Source organism: Acinetobacter sp. 1124_18A, from assembly GCF_052824995.1.
This window is the reverse complement of the sequence record NZ_VTDF01000011.1, coordinates 52583-70552: the sequence shown is the minus strand read 5'-3', so window position 1 is coordinate 70552 and position 17970 is coordinate 52583. Positions and strand designations below refer to the sequence as shown.

The 17970-nt window shown below is 40.9% G+C and carries 17 protein-coding genes and 1 riboswitch; of the genes, 10 read left to right on the top strand and 7 right to left on the bottom strand.

The window, feature by feature from the left end:
• Positions 1–23: 23 nt before the first annotated feature.
• Positions 24–929: a DMT family transporter gene (locus FY048_RS17245; protein ID WP_016139499.1), complete on the bottom strand. Its 906-nt coding sequence runs from the start codon at positions 927–929 to the stop codon at positions 24–26.
• A complete protein-coding gene (locus FY048_RS17240) occupies positions 922–1503 on the bottom strand; it encodes a TetR/AcrR family transcriptional regulator (RefSeq protein ID WP_016139500.1) in 582 nt (193 codons plus the stop codon). Before FY048_RS17240 ends, FY048_RS17245 begins: the two co-directional genes overlap by 8 nt.
• Positions 1504–1610: 107 nt before the next feature.
• Here FY048_RS17240 and FY048_RS17235 point away from each other — a divergent pair, with 107 nt between their 5' ends.
• From FY048_RS17235 to gluQRS, 6 genes are all read left to right on the top strand, one after another.
• The gene (locus FY048_RS17235; protein ID WP_446091947.1) at positions 1611–2696 is read left to right on the top strand and encodes a hypothetical protein; all 1086 of its coding nucleotides are present in this window, start codon (positions 1611–1613) and stop codon (positions 2694–2696) included.
• Between the two features lie 34 nt (positions 2697–2730).
• A riboswitch (TPP riboswitch) is annotated at positions 2731–2865 on the top strand.
• Positions 2866–2953: 88 nt separating this feature from the next.
• On the top strand, positions 2954–4831 hold the full coding sequence (thiC, locus tag FY048_RS17230; RefSeq protein WP_174727247.1) for a phosphomethylpyrimidine synthase ThiC: 1878 nt from the start codon (positions 2954–2956) through the stop codon (positions 4829–4831).
• 75 nt (positions 4832–4906) lie between these two features.
• A complete protein-coding gene (locus tag FY048_RS17225; RefSeq protein ID WP_446091946.1) occupies positions 4907–5542 on the top strand; it encodes an NUDIX domain-containing protein in 636 nt (211 codons plus the stop codon).
• On the top strand, positions 5539–6351 hold the full coding sequence (gene cpdA, locus FY048_RS17220) for a 3',5'-cyclic-AMP phosphodiesterase (RefSeq protein WP_005037307.1): 813 nt from the start codon (positions 5539–5541) through the stop codon (positions 6349–6351). The genes FY048_RS17225 and cpdA overlap by 4 nt, the downstream gene beginning before the upstream one ends.
• Positions 6352–6561: 210 nt before the next feature.
• Positions 6562–7098, top strand: coding sequence for an RNA polymerase-binding protein DksA (gene dksA / locus FY048_RS17215; protein ID WP_004640678.1), 537 nt, complete (start codon positions 6562–6564; stop codon positions 7096–7098).
• Between the two features lies 1 nt (position 7099).
• Positions 7100–7996: a tRNA glutamyl-Q(34) synthetase GluQRS gene (gluQRS, locus tag FY048_RS17210; protein WP_446091945.1), complete on the top strand. Its 897-nt coding sequence runs from the start codon at positions 7100–7102 to the stop codon at positions 7994–7996.
• A 49-nt stretch (positions 7997–8045) separates the two neighbouring features.
• Here the strand turns inward: gluQRS and ftsW are convergent, their stop codons facing one another.
• The 5 genes from ftsW to FY048_RS17185 all read right to left on the bottom strand — a co-directional run bounded on the left by ftsW (position 8046) and on the right by FY048_RS17185 (position 13159).
• Entirely contained in the window at positions 8046–9242 is a 1197-nt protein-coding gene (ftsW, locus tag FY048_RS17205; RefSeq protein ID WP_004795141.1) for a putative lipid II flippase FtsW, read from the bottom strand.
• 24 nt (positions 9243–9266) lie between these two features.
• Positions 9267–10613, bottom strand: a complete 1347-nt coding sequence (gene murD, locus FY048_RS17200; RefSeq protein ID WP_446091944.1) for a UDP-N-acetylmuramoyl-L-alanine--D-glutamate ligase — start codon at positions 10611–10613, stop codon at positions 9267–9269.
• 160 nt (positions 10614–10773) lie between these two features.
• The gene (locus FY048_RS17195) at positions 10774–11025 is read right to left on the bottom strand and encodes a DUF6587 family protein (RefSeq protein ID WP_446091943.1); all 252 of its coding nucleotides are present in this window, start codon (positions 11023–11025) and stop codon (positions 10774–10776) included.
• A gap of 20 nt (positions 11026–11045) precedes the next feature.
• Positions 11046–12899, bottom strand: a complete 1854-nt coding sequence (feoB, locus tag FY048_RS17190; RefSeq protein WP_205470001.1) for a ferrous iron transporter B — start codon at positions 12897–12899, stop codon at positions 11046–11048.
• On the bottom strand, positions 12896–13159 hold the full coding sequence (locus FY048_RS17185; RefSeq protein ID WP_446091942.1) for a FeoA family protein: 264 nt from the start codon (positions 13157–13159) through the stop codon (positions 12896–12898). Before FY048_RS17185 ends, feoB begins: the two co-directional genes overlap by 4 nt.
• Before the next feature lie 143 nt (positions 13160–13302).
• Here FY048_RS17185 and xerD point away from each other — a divergent pair, with 143 nt between their 5' ends.
• The 4 genes from xerD to thrC all read left to right on the top strand — a co-directional run bounded on the left by xerD (position 13303) and on the right by thrC (position 17921).
• Positions 13303–14223 carry a site-specific tyrosine recombinase XerD gene (gene xerD / locus FY048_RS17180; RefSeq protein ID WP_446091941.1) on the top strand — a complete coding sequence of 307 codons (921 nt, stop codon included), beginning with the start codon at positions 13303–13305 and terminating at the stop codon, positions 14221–14223.
• 146 nt (positions 14224–14369) lie between these two features.
• Entirely contained in the window at positions 14370–15182 is an 813-nt protein-coding gene (locus FY048_RS17175) for a DsbC family protein (protein WP_056484281.1), read from the top strand.
• A gap of 243 nt (positions 15183–15425) precedes the next feature.
• Positions 15426–16727 (top strand): homoserine dehydrogenase, encoded by a 1302-nt coding sequence (locus FY048_RS17170; RefSeq protein WP_004640662.1) that lies wholly within the window; start codon positions 15426–15428, stop codon positions 16725–16727.
• A gap of 54 nt (positions 16728–16781) precedes the next feature.
• On the top strand, positions 16782–17921 hold the full coding sequence (gene thrC / locus FY048_RS17165) for a threonine synthase (protein WP_003654438.1): 1140 nt from the start codon (positions 16782–16784) through the stop codon (positions 17919–17921).
• The last annotated feature ends 49 nt before the right edge of the window (positions 17922–17970 follow it).

Genomic DNA, 17970 nt, shown 5'->3' with positions numbered 1-17970 from the left:
AGCCATTAAAAGTTTTAGTTTTTTTAAGCGTTCTCAGTTTTTGACAAAATTAAAATACAAATAAAAATCAAAAGCATGCCTATCCAACCCAACCATGAAACATGCTCTCCCACCAACACAATGGCAAAAATCGCAGCAACTAAAGGTTCAAATAAAGTTAAGGTCGTCGCTTTGCTGGCATTTACTGTTTTTAGTCCAAAACCGAAAAGCAAATAACCCAAAAACATAGGAATCAGCATCATATAACCAGCCACAAGTAAATTGGTTGAGCTTTGTAATAACCCACCACCTGTAACCAACAAAGTAGGAAGCAAAATAACTGCCCCACCCCCCATAATCATGCCCATTGCAGCTTTAGCATCAACACCCCGATCTATTAATCTTTTTGCAGCCCATGAATAAAGTGAATAAGTTGTAGCTGCAACAAGTCCAAGCAAAATACCGAAGTATTTATTCCATTGATTTGTACTGTCTAGAACCGCATGACTTTCACCCATCGACAGCATCGTTACACCAAGCACACCGCAAATAAAACTTAGAAACCAGATAGCTGACAAAGCTTTGCGATCAAAGAATCGCTCTAAAATGGCTGCGATCAGTGGAGCAGAACCAATTGAAACCACGGTACCAATCGTAATGCCTGCATAATGCATTGAAGAATAAAAAGCCAAAGGATAAATACCAACAGCCGCCACACCCAAAAGCAATATGGAAAGATTTTCCCTTATAAATTGTCGGTTTTCCCTTATCGCTCTTGATGCAACCAACGCTTGTAAAAGACCGCCGCCACCCATCGCTACGGCGCCAATAGCGAGTGGGCCAAGTGTCGGAGCAAATGCTGCGGCAGTACCAGTTGTTCCCCACAAAACAGAAGCAACTAAAATCGCAATTGTGCCCCCATAACTACTATTTTTAATGAGGCTAATCATGTGGGCATTCTCTATTTAAAATATCTTCTGCCATTTGTTTTGCTAATAGAAGTTGACGACTATTTCCTTCTAAGCCTGCTCGTGCCATAGAACCTTCTAAAAGAAAAGAAAGCTGCGTGGCCACATAGCTAATCCGCTGTGAGTCTGGTATCAATTTTTTTAAATGCTCAGCAACAATAGCTTCGACTTCTTCCTTATGTTGTCTTACCGAACTTCGCCCTGCACTATTCGCAGGAAACTCAGCCGCAGCATTCAATAACCCGCAACCTCGAAAGCCTTTTTCATAGGCAAATTCCGCATGGTCTTGATAGGCATCAAATACAGCCAAAATGGCTTCTTTAGCTGTTTTTATTTTTTCTAAACGCTTTTGGTAGAGATCAAGCCACTCTTGATGGCGCGCAGCAATATAGGCATCGACAAGCTCACCTTTTGAAGAAAAATTATTATAAAGCGACATTTTAGCAACATCTGCTTTAGCGGTAACCGAGTTAATTCCAGTTGCAGTAATGCCATCGTTATAAAACAAAGTTGAAGCGGCATCGAGAATTTTCTGTCTTGCTGTTTTATCATTCATAGCTTTAATTTAAGTAGACCGACCTACCTAATAATAAAGATTTCTAACAATGATGCAATCTTTTTCCGAGTTATAATTTGAGCAATATTCACTTTGATAAAAATACAATGATGAAAAAAGTTCTAATGATAAGTATGTGCAGCGCACTACTTTTAGCTGGATGTAATAAAACATCAGAGCAAGATCAGGCTGTATCTAAAGAGCAAAAATCAACTGAGCAAAAGGCCATTCAAAAACAAGACAGTGGCTGCTTACAAATTATGGTAGCTATGCACACGATTAATCAAAACAGCAAAATAGAAGACTTAAATCAAATTAATGAAAAGCTTAAAACGTGTGTTCCGTCTTTAAAAAATGATGAACAGCTTAAGTTGATTGATGCATCAACAGCCATGTATCAACGTTTTTTAAAGCAAGACTACACTGAAAAAACAGGCAGAGCGTTTGAAGCTTTTGGCTATGCTGTTTTAGAACATAAACAACAAGACCTTAAAAAGGTCATCCAAACTCAGAAAAAGCTCTTCGACCAACTGAGCCCACGTGATCAATACTTACTTCAACATGAAGGCCAAGCCTATATTGAACTTCTCTATCAAGGCGAAGGCATGTTCACCTATCGACGTCAGCCAAACTATTTAGTTGATGTTTTTTCTAAAGCCTTACCCGCAGACCAAAAAGAGTTCTTAACTCGTATGGCAAAAGACAATCAAAATATTTTTTATAACGATGGTGCTTTGGCTATTTCTTGGAAAGAACTCACTGAACGTGCATTATTTTGGGAAAAATTTATTCAAAAGTATCCAAAAAGCTATTTTATTAGTGATGCAAAACTACTCTTTAACGAATATCGCTATTTTATTTTCTTTGGTCTAGATAACACGACAGTGTCAGATGAATATGCACCAAACACATGGTTTGATAAGGATGCACTTCAACAAATTCGGTTTCTCTCTACACAAAATCAGTCGAGTTTAGCGAAACCAGCCCAACTGTTTCTTAAGTTTATTGCTACGCCTGTAGAGGAGCGTAATAAGCAATTTAAAATAGATTTAACTGATAAGAATGGCGATAAAAAATCAAATTATCAGATTACTCATGAACAACTTGAGCAGCTATTAAAATTAGACTCCCCATGGAACACTGAAGTCTATCGCGACTGCCATATAGATGCGGTTTGTATAGATACAAATTGACAATGCCACCCAACCTAAAACATGTTAGTCTGTAAATCGCTTGACGGAGCGCGAGTAATAACTCGCTGAGATTGTGTAAATTTTGTGTTATAGCAACACAAGTTTGATCACAAGTACCGTTGAACCTGATCAGGTTAAGACCTGCGTAGGAATCAAGCCATCTAAAAACTAAAGCCTCAAATTTATCTAGTAAAGATAAATCCGCCATCGTTTTTGGTCGTGCTTGATTCGTTGATGTTATTCATAAGGATCATGTAATGAACCAGTTAACGAATCTCTCTTCTGTTGAAATTTCAGCGCAACATGAACAAGATGCAAAAGATTTAACTCGCATCTTACCCGCTTCAAAAAAAGTTTATATTGAAGGCTCTCGCCCTGACATTCAGGTTCCAATGCGGGAAATTTCTCTCACCGATACCCCTACTGGTCTTGGTGGCGAACATAATCCCCCTGTTATGGTCTATGACACTTCAGGTGTTTATACCGACCCAAATGTTCAAATTGATTTAGACAAAGGTTTACCTTCAGTTCGCCAAAACTGGATTGAAGAACGCAACGATACTGACGTACTTTCTGGTTTAACTTCAACGTTTGGTCAAGAACGTTTAAAAGACATCCGTACCGCAGATATTCGATTTGCCCACATTCAAAACCCGCGCCGTGCCAAAGCTGGCAAAAATGTCTCTCAAATGCACTATGCCAAACAAGGTATTATCACACCTGAAATGGAATATATTGCAATCCGTGAAAATCAGCGCCAGCGTGAAGGTGTTGATACGCGCCAGCATCCGGGACAAAATTTTGGTGCAAAAAATTTAAAAGAAATCACACCTGAATTCGTTCGCCAAGAGGTTGCTGAAGGTCGCGCCATTATTCCTGCAAACATTAACCATCCAGAACTTGAACCAATGATTATTGGTCGTAACTTCCTGGTTAAAATTAATGCCAACATTGGTAACTCAGCGCTTGGTTCTTCAATTGATGAAGAAGTTGCGAAAATGACATGGGCAACCCGTTGGGGTGCTGACACCATTATGGATTTGTCGACGGGTAAAAATATTCATGAAACACGTGAATGGATTATTCGTAACTCACCTGTTCCAATCGGCACCGTACCAATTTATCAAGCACTTGAAAAAGTGGATGGTGTTGCAGAGGACCTGACTTGGGAAATCTTTAAAGACACGCTTATTGAACAAGCTGAACAAGGCGTTGATTATTTCACGATTCACGCAGGTGTATTGCTTCGCTATGTGCCACTTACAGCAAATCGCTTAACGGGTATTGTGTCTCGTGGTGGTTCAATCATGGCGCAGTGGTGTCTAGCACATCATGAAGAAAACTTCCTATACACTCATTTCGATGAAATCTGTGAAATCATGAAAGCCTACGATGTTTCATTTAGTTTAGGTGATGGCTTACGTCCGGGCTGTATTCAAGATGCGAATGACGAAGCACAGTTCAGTGAACTTAAAACACTCGGTGAACTCACTCATCGTGCATGGGAACATGATGTTCAAGTCATGATTGAAGGCCCGGGTCACGTGCCAATGCACATGATTAAAGAAAACATGGACTTGCAGCTAGAAGTTTGTAAAGAGGCGCCATTCTATACGCTTGGGCCTTTAACAACAGATATCGCTCCGGGTTATGATCACATTACATCTGCAATTGGTGCAGCCATGATTGGTTGGTACGGCACAGCAATGCTTTGTTATGTCACACCGAAAGAACATTTGGGTTTACCAAACAAAAAAGATGTTAAAGACGGGATTATTACCTACAAGCTTGCGGCACATGCTGCTGACCTTGCGAAAGGCCATCCGGGTGCTCAAGTTCGCGATAATGCCTTGTCAAAAGCACGTTTTGAGTTCCGTTGGGATGATCAGTTCAACTTAAGTCTAGACCCAGATACAGCGCGTAGCATGCATGATGAAACCTTACCAAAAGAGGCTCATAAATCTGCTCACTTCTGTTCAATGTGTGGACCAAAGTTCTGCTCGATGAAAATCACCCAGAATGTTCGTGACTATGCCAACAACCTCACTAATAGTAATTCAGAGGTTGAAGAAGGCCTCAAAGCCATGAAAGAGGTTTATCAAGAACAAGGTCAAAAACTGTATCATAAAGTGTAAATATTCAAAAAAAACACTTGCCTAGCCATGATTCTCGGTTAGGATGAAATAAATAGATTTCGTCCTGATCGAATCATGAGTATTGTTGAACGTCCAAGTTATACATCTAAAGATGTCGAAGTAACATCACGCGAATCTCTATTCCGTGGTTTTATTCAAGTTGAAAAAGTCAGCCTTCGACATCGTCTATTTAATCAAACTGAATATACCCATGTATTGCAGCGTGAACTTGTTCATCGACCTGAAGCGGCTGGCGTTCTACTTTACAACGATCAAAGACAACAGTTCGCATTGATTGAACAGTTTCGTGTTGGCGCTTTAGATGACCCTCACTCCCCATGGCAACTGGAAATAATCGCAGGCGTGTTAGACGGTGATGAAACACCCGAGAATTGTATTCGTCGAGAGAGCCTCGAAGAGTCAGGGTGTGCAGTTCAGGATTTACAACATCTATTTAGTTTTTATCCGTCAGCTGGTGCGTGTTCAGAGTTATTTCATCTCTATGTTAGCGAAACCGATTTACCTGCTGAAGGCGGCGTTTTTGGTGTAGATAATGAGGGTGAAAATATTCAACTGCACTTATTTAATTATACTGAAATCCAGACGTTACTCGACAGCGGACGTTTAAGAAATGCTCCTGTCATTATGACATTACAATGGCTGTCTCAACACATCACAACGATAATAAAATCCGACGAGGTAGGACGGTGACTTTTCAAGTCTCAACACTTTCACAAAAAGACCATGTCATTATACAAATTACCGATACTCACTTATTGGAGTATCCGCACTTAGAATTTGTGGGGATGAATCCTGAAGAAAGTTTTCATGCAATTATTCAACAGATTCTGAAAAAACATCCTGAAACTGATGCCATTATCCATACTGGAGATCTGGCTCAAGCACCAACGCCTATTACGTACAAACGTTATATTCAATATATGCAAACGTTAGGTCTGCCATTTTTTCAGACACTGGGTAATCATGATAACGTTGACCATTTTCCATTGCATAAAGAAAACCATCAGGAACCTGTGGTGATTGGCTTAGGAAACTGGCGTGTTATTTTATTAAATAGTGCGGTACAAGGTCAGATTGATGGACACCTGTCACCAGAACAACTACAAAATTTAGCGACATTACTCGAAGAATTTTCAGATAACCCTGTTTTATTGGCTTGTCATCATCATCCTTTTGCAATGAAATCCAAATGGATTGATCATCACAAGTTACAAAATTCTAATGCGTTGCTTACAACATTAGCTCCATTTAAAAATGTAAAAGCTTTAGTCTGCGGGCATGTTCACCAAGACTCACTCAACACTTGGCAAGGGATCGAATTTTTCTCGACCCCATCGACCAGTGTTCAGTTTAAACCGTTTAGTAATGACTTTGCCCTAGACCAAAATGCTCCCGGCTACCGTTACATTCGTCTAAAAAACGATGGTAGTTTTGAAACCGAAGTCTTCCGTCTTGAAAATTTTCAGGGCCTTATAAATACTGATATTTCAGGCTATTAGCTCTATTTTTTATATGCTTATATGCAATTATGACTAGGGTAAACACGTTTTGAAAATATTTACGGGTCGGAATGACTATCATCTTGCAGGAAAAATCTATATGATGACGACCCGATGGTAAAATCCATCGATGGTTTTCTATAAAAACACTTGCATATCACCATATTTTTTGCGTATAGATAATACGTGTATGATGAGGAATGCCCTATTATGGCGAATGACAACCACAACCAAGTTTTGGATGAACATACAGAAGTTGTAGTGGAAGGTGAAAAAGCTTCTGCAAAACGTGCACGTAAAGTGAAACCTAAAACTTCTGATATAGGCACAACTGCAAGTTTATTTGGTATTGCACCTTATCAACCTAAGAAAAATGAAGAGTACATGTCTGAAGGACAGCTCGAGCATTTCCGACAAATTCTGCAAGCATGGAAAGCTGAATTGATGTCTGAAGTTGATCGTACGTTGAATACGATGCAAGACGAATCAACTGCATTGCCAGATGTAAATGACCGTGCTACCCAAGAAGAAGAGTTTGCAATTGAATTGCGTACACGTGACCGTGAACGTAAGTTAATTCGTAAAATCGAACAATCTATGGAAGCCATTAAAAATGAAGACTATGGTTTCTGTGAAACGTGTGGTATCGAAATCGGCTTACGTCGTTTAGAAGCACGTCCAACGGCAACTTTATGTATTGATTGCAAAACTTTGGCAGAAATCAAAGAGAAGCAAAATAACGGTTAATATGACCAAGGTAACTCCTAAAGAGAAACCTAGCTTTGCATATTCAGGTCGGTTTGCGCCATCGCCAACCGGCCCTTTGCATTTTGGATCACTCATTACTGCCGTTGCCAGTTATTGTGATGCAAAGGTCCATCATGGCACATGGCTCGTTCGTGTCGAAGACACAGATATCCCTCGTATTTATCCCGGCAGTGAAGATCATATTCTCACATCACTGGAAGCCTTCCAGTTCGAACCCGATGCAGAAATCATCTTTCAAAAAAACCGTTTAGACATTTATGAAAGCGTATTAGACCAACTTAAAAAAGAGGGTCTTGTCTATGCTTGTCAATGTACACGCAAAATGTTGGGTTCAAATGCAATCTATACAGGGACTTGTCGCAATCTAAATCTTGATTTTCAAGGTCAAGCGATTCGGGTAAAAGTTCAAGATCAGCAAATCTGTTTTGATGACCGACTACAAGGAACTCATTGTTCTAATCTGCAACACGACCTTGGAGACTTTGTTCTTAAACGCCGTGACGGGATTATTAACTATCAACTTGCCGTAGTCGTTGATGATTATCTGCAAGGCGTCACCCATGTCGTTCGAGGCTCAGACCTATTAGATAATACTGAACGGCAGATCTGGCTTGGTGAGCTCCTAGGTTACCCTAAACTGAGCTATATGCACCTTCCCCTCGCCATGAACGATCAAGGGCAAAAGCTTTCTAAGCAAAACCTTGCTCAAGCACTCGATTTGTCAAAAGCTCCTCAATTGCTGCAACAAGCAATACAAGCACTAGGACAACCTAACGTTGATTTAGACCAGCCTAAAGTTATGCTTAAACAAGCAGTAGCGCAGTGGAATGTAGATTTAATTCCACATGTAGAGCAGCTGAGTGGAACCTACCTATAAATAAAAAAACCCGATATCAAATCGGGTTTTCTCATGCCTAAAAGTTCAATTAGAAGTTTGATTCTTCCCTTTCTGGGTTCACTTCTTGGGTTGAAGCATCAATCTTTAAGATCAAGCTAATCATCGCAGCACACATCATTAAAGATGTACCACCATAACTAATAAATGGCAGAGTCAAACCTTTAGTCGGCATCAAACCCATATTCATGCCCGCATTTACCAAAATCTGGAGCAAGAAAATAATACTAATGCCGTACGCCAAATAACCTGCGCGAAGGTAATGATGTTTCAATGCACGATGACCAATTTTGATACAGCATGCCAACATCAAGAAAGACAAACCAATGACAATAGAAATACCAAAGAAACCAAACTCTTCACCTAACACTGCCAACATGAAGTCAGTATGCGCTTCAGGTAAATAAGATAGCTTTTGGACACTATGTCCTAGGCCTGTACCAAACCATTCACCACGACCAAAGGCCATTAATGCATTTGATAACTGGTAACCAACCCCTAATGGGTCTGCCCAAGGGTCAGTAAATGAAATCAAACGCTGGAAACGATAAGGCTCAAACAAAATTAAAAAGACAATACCGGTTACAATCGCACCCAACATAATTAAGAACTGTGTTGGCGGCGCACCAGCTAAAAAGAACACCCCGACCATCATCAATACAATTACGATCGTAGCACCCAAGTCAGGCTCAGCAATAATCAAACCGACCGTGATTGCCATGACCCCACTTAAACGTAATAAGCCTTTCCAATGAGTACGAACCTCTTTGGCACGGCGCACAACGTAGTCTGCGGTAAAGATTGCCATCATGACTTTGGCAACCTCGGTTGGCTGCAAAGTAAAGCCACCGATCTTAATCCAACGTGTAGAACCGTTGACTTCTGAACCCACCACCAAAGCAGCAAGTAAAAGAACCATGGTCAATAACCACAACGGGAAAGTATTTTTAAACCACGTATTAAGTGATATCCGATAGGTCAAATAAGCCACCACAGCCGCAGCGACAATCGAAATACCATGACGAATCACATAGTGAAACGGGTTTTCATGCATATATTCAGCATAGGGCATCGAAGCAGATGCGACCATCACTGAACCGATACACAATAATGCAACGACACAGAAAATCAGGACATTACGTGGCGTCACTTCCGCTGGCCATTTAGGCAATATCCGTTCATACCAATGATTGATTTTCTGGATTGTGGTCTGAGCTAAGCCTGCCATACAACATTCCTAATCATGTTTTCTTTAAACCAACGAATTGACGCAGGCAACAAACTGCTGACCACGGTCATTATAACTTTTAAACATATCAAAACTTGCACAGGCTGGTGATAACAACACCACATCTTCAGCTTGTGTTTCACGTTGACACAGCTCTACAGCTTCTTTGAGCGTTGCTGCATGCAAAATTTTAGTTGCGCCCTGAATTGATTGTTCAATAACCGGAGCATCTTCACCAATCAATACCACAACTTTGGCATATTTTTCGATAGAAGAACGTAATGGACCAAAATCTTGACCTTTACCCTGCCCACCTAAAATCAAAGCAACCTTCCCTTTCTTAACCTCAATTGCAGCGCCTAAACCATCAATTGCTGCAAGTGTAGCACCAACGTTGGTTCCTTTAGAGTCATTGTAATAACGCACATCATGTACAGTTCTCACGTACTCACAGCGGTGCTCTAATCCTTTAAATTGTTTTAACGTTTCAAGCATAGATTCCATAGGCAAACCAATTGCTTCACCTAATGCTAAACAAGCCAAAGCGTTGGCTACGTTGTGCATACCTTGAATATATAAATCTGAGCTTTTAATTAAACGCTGCAAACCACGTGCAAGCCAAAGCGTGCCATCACCATCTCTTAAAACACCATATTGATTTAAGTCTGGTGCATTTAGACCAAAGCTTTCCATTGGTGTTGTATCTGGAACAAGAGGGCGACTTAAAGCATCATCACGATTAAATATGACTTTTTTAACGCCTTGGAAAATACGATGTTTTGCTTGATGGTAGCCCCACATATCGCCATGACGATCTAGATGGTCTTCACTCATGTTAAGAACTACAGCAACCTCAGCATTTAAATGAGATGTGGTTTCTAACTGGAAACTTGAGAGCTCAAGTACAAGCAACTCTGGTTGATCTTTTAGTAAGTCTAGAGCTGGGCGTCCTAGGTTTCCACCCACAGCAACTTTTTTACCTGCATCTTTAGCCATTAGGCCAATTAAGGTCGTTACTGTACTTTTAGCATTAGAACCCGTAATAGCCACAATAGGCACTTCTGTCGCACGGCGTAATAATTGAATGTCGCCTACCACTGAAATACCTTGAGCAATAGCTGCCTGAATTTCTGGTAATTGCGGTGCAAGGCCTGGGCTTAAAATAATTTCTTCTGCTTGTAATAATAATTCTTGGTCAAGTTGACCGAAACTGGTTTTAACGCCAGCTGGAATCTGGTCATGACCAGGAGGGGTTGGACGAGAGTCCGTTACTGCAACTTGGTAGCCTTGTTCATGCAGGAAATTAACAGCAGAAACGCCTGATATTCCCAAGCCTGCGACAACTTTTAATCCACCACGTTGTATTAACATTTTTGCCCCACAATTTATCAATCGACAGAATGGCAAAAATGTTAGCACTTTGCTGTTTTGAATGCTTTTTCAGTTTGAACTTTATTCATCTTTTTTTGTGTCAGTGCGTAAAAAAGCCATCAATATGATGGCTTTTTAGACGAAACAAGAAATACTAAATTTATTGCCATTTAATCGGCTTAATTTCTTGAACTGTATTCGTAGGTTTATCTTCGCTTGAACAACCACAGCCACCAGCACAGCCAAAGGTCATTTGTGGCTTAAGCCATTTTGCCAAAGCTGTCCAACCCTGCTTTTCACAAAATGCAGAGAGTGTAGAAAAGACTGAATTTGCTGTTTTTGGAAATACTTTCTTAAAAACAACTACAGCACTCCAAATCACTAGAACCGCAATAATCAGATATTGAATCATATACAACCTCCTTTCTTGCCTTAACCCCAATAGTGGGAAGCAATTTGATAGGTAACAAACGATGCCAAATAAGCTAAACCGAACAGATAGGCAGTCATGACAGCAACATGTTTCCATGAACCTGTTTCACGGCGTACTGTTGCCAATGTAGCCAAACAATGTGGGGCATAAATGAACCACACTAAAAGCGACAATCCTGTGGCCAAAGACCAGCCCGAGCCATCTGCACTAATCAGATGCGACAAACCTTGAGCTACCGCATCGTCACTCGTTGCAGACAAGGCATAAACCGTACCTAATGCTGCAACCACAACTTCACGCGCTGCCATAGCTGGAATCAAAGCAATACAGATTTGCCAGTTAAAACCAATTGGAGCAAATAAAGGTTGAATAAGATGTCCGAGCATACCGGCAAAACTATAATCTATCGCAGGTAATGTCGCCCCTTCTGGTGGTTGTGGGAAAGTACACAAAAACCAGAGCAAAATAGAGAGCGCAAAAATGATTCCGCCGACACGTTTTAAGAAGATCTTTGCACGGTCCAGCAAACCGATTCCCACACTTTTTAAATCAGGGAAACGATAACTCGGTAGCTCTAGCAATAAAGCATGTTGAGACTTATCTTTTTGCAAAAACTTCATTAAAAATGAAACGCAAAGAGCACTCACAATCCCAGCCATATACAGACCAAATAGCACCAGACCTTGTAAGTTGAAAATACCCCAGATCATTTTTTCTGGAATAAATGCTGCAATCAGCAAAGCATATACGGGTAAACGTGCCGAACAGGTCATTAAAGGCGCAACCATAATGGTCGTAAAACGATCACGAGGGTCACTAATACTACGGGTTGCCATAATTCCCGGTACTGCACAAGCAAAGCTTGAAAGTAAAGGAATGAAAGCGCGTCCGCTTAGACCCGCTTGAAACATTAATTTATCAAGCAAGAATGCTGCACGTGGTAAATAACCCGATTCTTCTAATACTAAAATGAAGAAGAACAAGATTAAAATTTGTGGCAAGAACACAACTACGCCACCTGCACCCGCAATAATTCCGTCAACAACCAAACTATGCAGTAGTGGCTGTGTAATCACAGTTCCCACCACTTCACCTAACCAGCCAAAGAAGCCTTCAATGCCATCCATGAACGGAGCTGCCCAAGCAAAAACTGCTTGGAACACAATAAACATCATGAGTGCAAGGCTAAATAGGCCTAAAACTGGGTGTAAGAAAATTCGATCTAGAAAATCAGTACGCTTATCTCCCTGATCGACATATTGAACAACATCTTTAAAAATCATATCGATTTTTTGATGATGAGTTCCAGTCAAACCACTCAGTTCGGTCTGTGGCACACTGTATTTTTCTTGATCAAGGGCATGTAATAAATTTTCAATACCCGCATTACGAACAGCAACTGTTTCAACGACTGCTACACCCAAACGTTGAGACAACTTTTGAGTATTAATTTGGATGCCACGACGACGCGCTTCATCCATCATATTCAGTACAAGTAAAATCGGACGGCCAAGCTCGATCATTTCGAGCACTAGTCCTAAATGCAATTTTAAGTTAGTCGCATCGACCACACATAAAAAGGCATCTTGCTGACCTTCTTCGGCAATCTTACCCAAGCAAACATCACGGGTAATAACCTCATCAGGACTGGTTGCATTTAGACTATATGTACCCGGTAAATCGAGTACACGCACTGCACGCCCTGAAGGTAACTGAAAATGACCTACTTTACGCTCGACCGTTACGCCCGCATAGTTTGCGACTTTTTGTCGAGTTCCAGTTAAATGGTTAAAAAGAGAGGTTTTACCACAGTTTGGATTTCCCACAAGGGCAATACGTAACGCATCACTCATGCGGGTACTCCTTCTTCTACTTGAATTTCGATTTTGTCCGCTTCTGCTTTACGTAAAGCGAAACGAGTAAAGCCAATTTGGATCAAGATCGGATCACCACCAAAAATACCCTTGGTAATCACTTCCACTCGTGTGCCTGGCACAAAGCCCAGACTCTCCAAACGAATTGCGACCAAATCTTGCTGCTCGGACTCTATTGATATCCGATTCACTTTGGTGATGGTCGCCGCTTGCTTCACTTTTAAAGCTGATAAACGCACCGCATCCGATCCTAAACCTTTTTTTCTAGTATACATATAAATGAGAATAATTACCAAATAAGGTTAAATTTCACTTCTTATTGAGTTTAATCGACAAACCTTAAAGTTTCTTTTACAGTACAGAGGTTTAGAGGATCTAGTGTATGTTAAATAAGAAACCGCGTATTCCAAGCCCTGTTCAAATTCCTGAACATTTAAGCTTTTTACAAGGTTTCCGCGACTATTTAGTTGCACAGACAGTAAGTCCTCATACACGAAATGCTTATTTATCAGACCTCATTCAATGCAGCGAACTTCATAAAAAAACAGCTCTTCCACAGTGGACAAGTGATGACATCGCCGATGTTCTTATTGAACTGACCAAAGCAGGAAAAAGCCCTCGCTCAATTGCCCGCTGCTTATCTGCCCTACGTCAATTTTACAAATTTTTACGTGAACAGAAGTTACGTAGTGACAATCCGGTTGCGACCCACCACTCTCCAAAAATTGGACGAGCATTACCCAAAGATCTATCTGAAGAAGATGTCGAATCACTAATTCAAGCACCAGATATCAATACAGCACTTGGCTTACGTGACCGAGCAATGTTTGAAGTGCTTTATGCATGTGGTTTGCGTGTTTCAGAATTACTTAACTTGCGTCTGGAACTCATTAATTTAAAACAAGGCTATTTACGTGTTACAGGTAAAGGCAATAAAGAGCGTTTGGTGCCGTTAGGACAATTTGCCTGTGAGTGGGTAGAACGTTATTTGAATAATGCTCGGCCTCAACTCTATAAAAGCTCGACTGACTATCTCTTTTTAACCCAACATGGCGGGATTATGAGTCGACAAAACTTTTGGTATGCCATTAAACGCTATGCGCTACAAGCCAATATTCAAGCTGAACTATCACCTCATACCTTGCGCCATGCATTCGCAACGCATCTGCTCAATCACGGCGCAGACCTACGCGTCGTGCAAATGTTACTGGGTCATAGCGATTTATCTACGACTCAAATCTATACACATGTTGCACAAGTAAGAATGCAACAACTACATGAAAAACATCACCCTAGAGGATGATAAAGCTTTCAAGCTCCACGCAAGTATTTCAGATCAATCGTTTGATTTCGTTCACAAAGGTTAAGAAAGTTTTAACAATACACGTTAGATTTTTTGGTATGCTTAGCAGCTTCTGACTATAAATACTGATGAAATAAGGGTTATCTATGTCTTTTACCCGCTCTCAAATTTTTCTTGCCTGTACTCTGGCATCTAGCCTTTTGTTCAGTGCTTGTTCTAAAGAAAACAAACCACAAAAAGAAGATGCGCTCACAGCGACTGCACCTGCTACAGGGGAAGCTTCAACCATTATCGAGCGTAATGCCAAGCAGCGTTTGATCGAAACTTTGCAAAAACAATTTAAGAATGCAAATATCAGCGCCAAAATTTTAGATATCAAACCGACTGAAGTTCCAAATTTATATTGGGTGAATCTTGAAGGGATGACATCAGTTTATACAACAAGTGATGGTAAATATTTAATTCAGGGTGATGTAATCCGCTTAGGAGGCAAAGAGCTTCATAATATTGGTGACTCACTTCAAGCATCAGAAAATAAAAAGCATCTTGCCGCTTTAAAAAATGAAGATCTTATTGTCTACCCTGCAAAAGGCAAGGCTAAGCACGTGATCTATGTGTTTACTGATGCAAGCTGTCCTTATTGCCATAAGCTACATGAGCACATACCCGAAATTAATGAAAAGGGTATTGAGGTACGTTATATTGCTTGGCCACGCGGCGAACAATTTATGCCGACCATGGAAGCTGTATGGTGTAGTGCAGATCGTAAAGCTGCCTTTAATCAAGCAGTACAAGGTATTAACATTCCACCAGCTCAATGTAAAAACCCTGTTCGAGAACAATATCAGCTTGGCTTGAATATGGGTGTAAATGGTACACCTGCTATTTACAATGCTGATGGCGAGTACTTGGGTGGATATCTAACACCAGATGAATTAATTAAACGTCTGGATAAATAATCCACTTAAAGTTGATGAATGATTAATCATCTATCTCTTAAGAAAAGCGCTGCTCTTATTGCAGCGCTTTGTTTTTTCACTAATTAATACTTTATCCACCTGTGTTTAAAGACTGATCTACTCTTCTTTTCCAAACATCGCACTCTAATTCATTGAACAGGCACTAAAAGCGCTAGAGTCTGGCGTTTTTTTTAGCTATGATCTAGCTTCAACTAAATGATTAAATGATGAATGGAGTGTGACGTGAAACCAGTTCGCCTGGCAATACTCGGTCTAGGAACCGTAGGTGGAGGAGCCCTTAAACTACTACAAGAAAATGCCGCTGAAATTAAACGTCGCACCGGTCGAGAAATTCAAATTACTCACGTTGGAACACGCCGCCCTCGTCCAGATCTCGAATTAGAAGGGATTAAACAAAGCGCAGATTTACTTGATATCGTTCGTCAACCAGATGTTGATATGGTTGTTGAAGTGATGGGTGGTATACACCCTGCTTACGAAGTCATCATGGAAGCGATCAAACACGGCAAACAAGTCGTTACTGCAAATAAAGCTTTACTCGCTGAACATGGCAACGAACTATTTAAAGCAGCTGAAGATAATGCTGTACAAATCGCTTATGAAGCAGCCGTTGCTGGCGGTATTCCAATTATTAAAGTCATCCGTGAAGGTCTTGCTGCAAACCATATTCAATGGTTGGCAGGTATCATTAACGGCACAGGCAACTTTATTCTGACCGAAATGCGTGAGAAAGGTCGTGCATTTGATGATGTATTAAAAGAAGCTCAAGAACTTGGCTATGCAGAAGCAGATCCAACTTTTGACGTTGAAGGTATCGATGCTGCGCACAAACTTACAATTTTAGCGTCTTGTGCGTTTGGTATTCCGCTTCAGTTCGATAAAGTCTATACCGAAGGTATTAGCAAAATTACCGCACAAGATGTGAAATATGCCGAAGATCTCGGTTTCCGCATTAAACACCTAGGAATTGCGCGTCGCGCTGAAAAGGGTATTGAACTACGTGTTCACCCAACACTCATTCCAGATGAGCAGCTTATTGCGAATGTAAATGGTGTTAAAAATGCGGTTTTAGTTCAAGCGCATGCTGTAGGCCCTACACTCTATTACGGCGCTGGTGCTGGTGCTGGTCCAACTGCTTCTGCTGTTGTTGCCGATGTAATTGATATTGTCCGTGATATTTCTTATACCGAAGATGGTGCTGGAACTATTCCTCAACTTGCTTTTGAAGCATTAACAAATGTGCCAATTTTAAGCCGTGAAGAAATGACCACAGGTTATTACATCCGCTTAAATGCAGAAGATCAAACTGGCGTACTTGCAGATGTCACTACAATTTTAAGCCGTGCTGGAATTAGTATTGATGCCATCATGCAACAATCCCGTTTAAAAGACCTTATTCCAATCGTGATTCTCACCGATCCAATCGTCGAATCTAAAATGGATGAGGCACTTGCACAAATTCAAGCCTTACCTGCAATTCGTGGCGAAATCGTAAGAATTCGTTTAGAATCGCTCGATAGTTAATCAGGTTGAGGGAAAGATTCCCTCTCCCGCTTCATCTCTAATTGGAACACCATCATGTCTAATGCCAATCGTTATACTGGTCTTGTAGATCGTTATCGTGACCGTTTGCCAGTTTCGGCAACTACTCGTGCTATCTCTTTGGGTGAAGGCAACACCCCACTCATTAAACTAGAGAATATTCCACGTATTATTGGCAAAGATGTTGAAATTTATGTGAAATATGAGGGTTTAAACCCAACTGGTTCATTTAAAGACCGTGGTATGACCATGGCTGTAACCAAAGCGGTTGAAGAAGGCTCTAAAGCGATTATCTGTGCATCTACTGGTAACACTTCTGCTGCTGCTGCTGCTTATGCTGCACGTGCAGGTATCAAAGCGTTTGTTTTGATTCCAGAAGGCAAAATTGCGATGGGTAAAATGGCGCAAGCGATGATGTATGGTGCGATCACTATGCAAATCCGTGGTAACTTCGATGATGGTATGCGTCTTGTAAAAGAAGTTGCTGATCAAGCGCCTGTAACGATTGTAAACTCAATCAACCCTTACCGTTTGCAAGGCCAAAAAACCATTGCTTATGAGATCGTTGAAGCTTTAGGCCGTGCACCTGATTATCACTGCTTACCTGTAGGTAACGCAGGTAACATCACAGCTCACTGGATGGGCTATACTGAAGCAGTAGCAAATCAACCTGCTGATCAGTTTGAACAAGTTATTTATGACGCAGCAACAGATCAGTTTACTGGTCCAAAACCTGAAGGTTTACCAACAATGGTAGGTTATCAGGCTTCTGGCGCAGCTCCATTCTTACGTGGCGCTCCAGTTGAAAACCCAGAAACAGTTGCAACTGCAATCCGTATTGGTAATCCACAAAGCTGGAACCATGCTAAAGCGGTAGTACGCGACTCTAAAGGCTGGTTTGATGAACTTCAAGACAGCGAGATTTTAGAAGCTCAGCGCTTACTTTCTATGTATGAAGGTGTATTTGTTGAGCCAGCATCTGCTGCTTCTATCGGTGGTGCGATTCGTGACATTAAAGCAGGTAAAATTGCTGAAGGTTCTGTAATTGTATGTACAGTGACTGGTAATGGCTTGAAAGACCCAGATACTGCAATCAAACAATGTGCTGATGCAGTGATGTTGTCAATTGATGCAACAATGAGCCAAGTAAAAGATTCGATTTTATCTAACATGTAAAATCTGAGTTTTCATAAAAAACGGCTGTTCAACACAGCCGTTTTTTTAT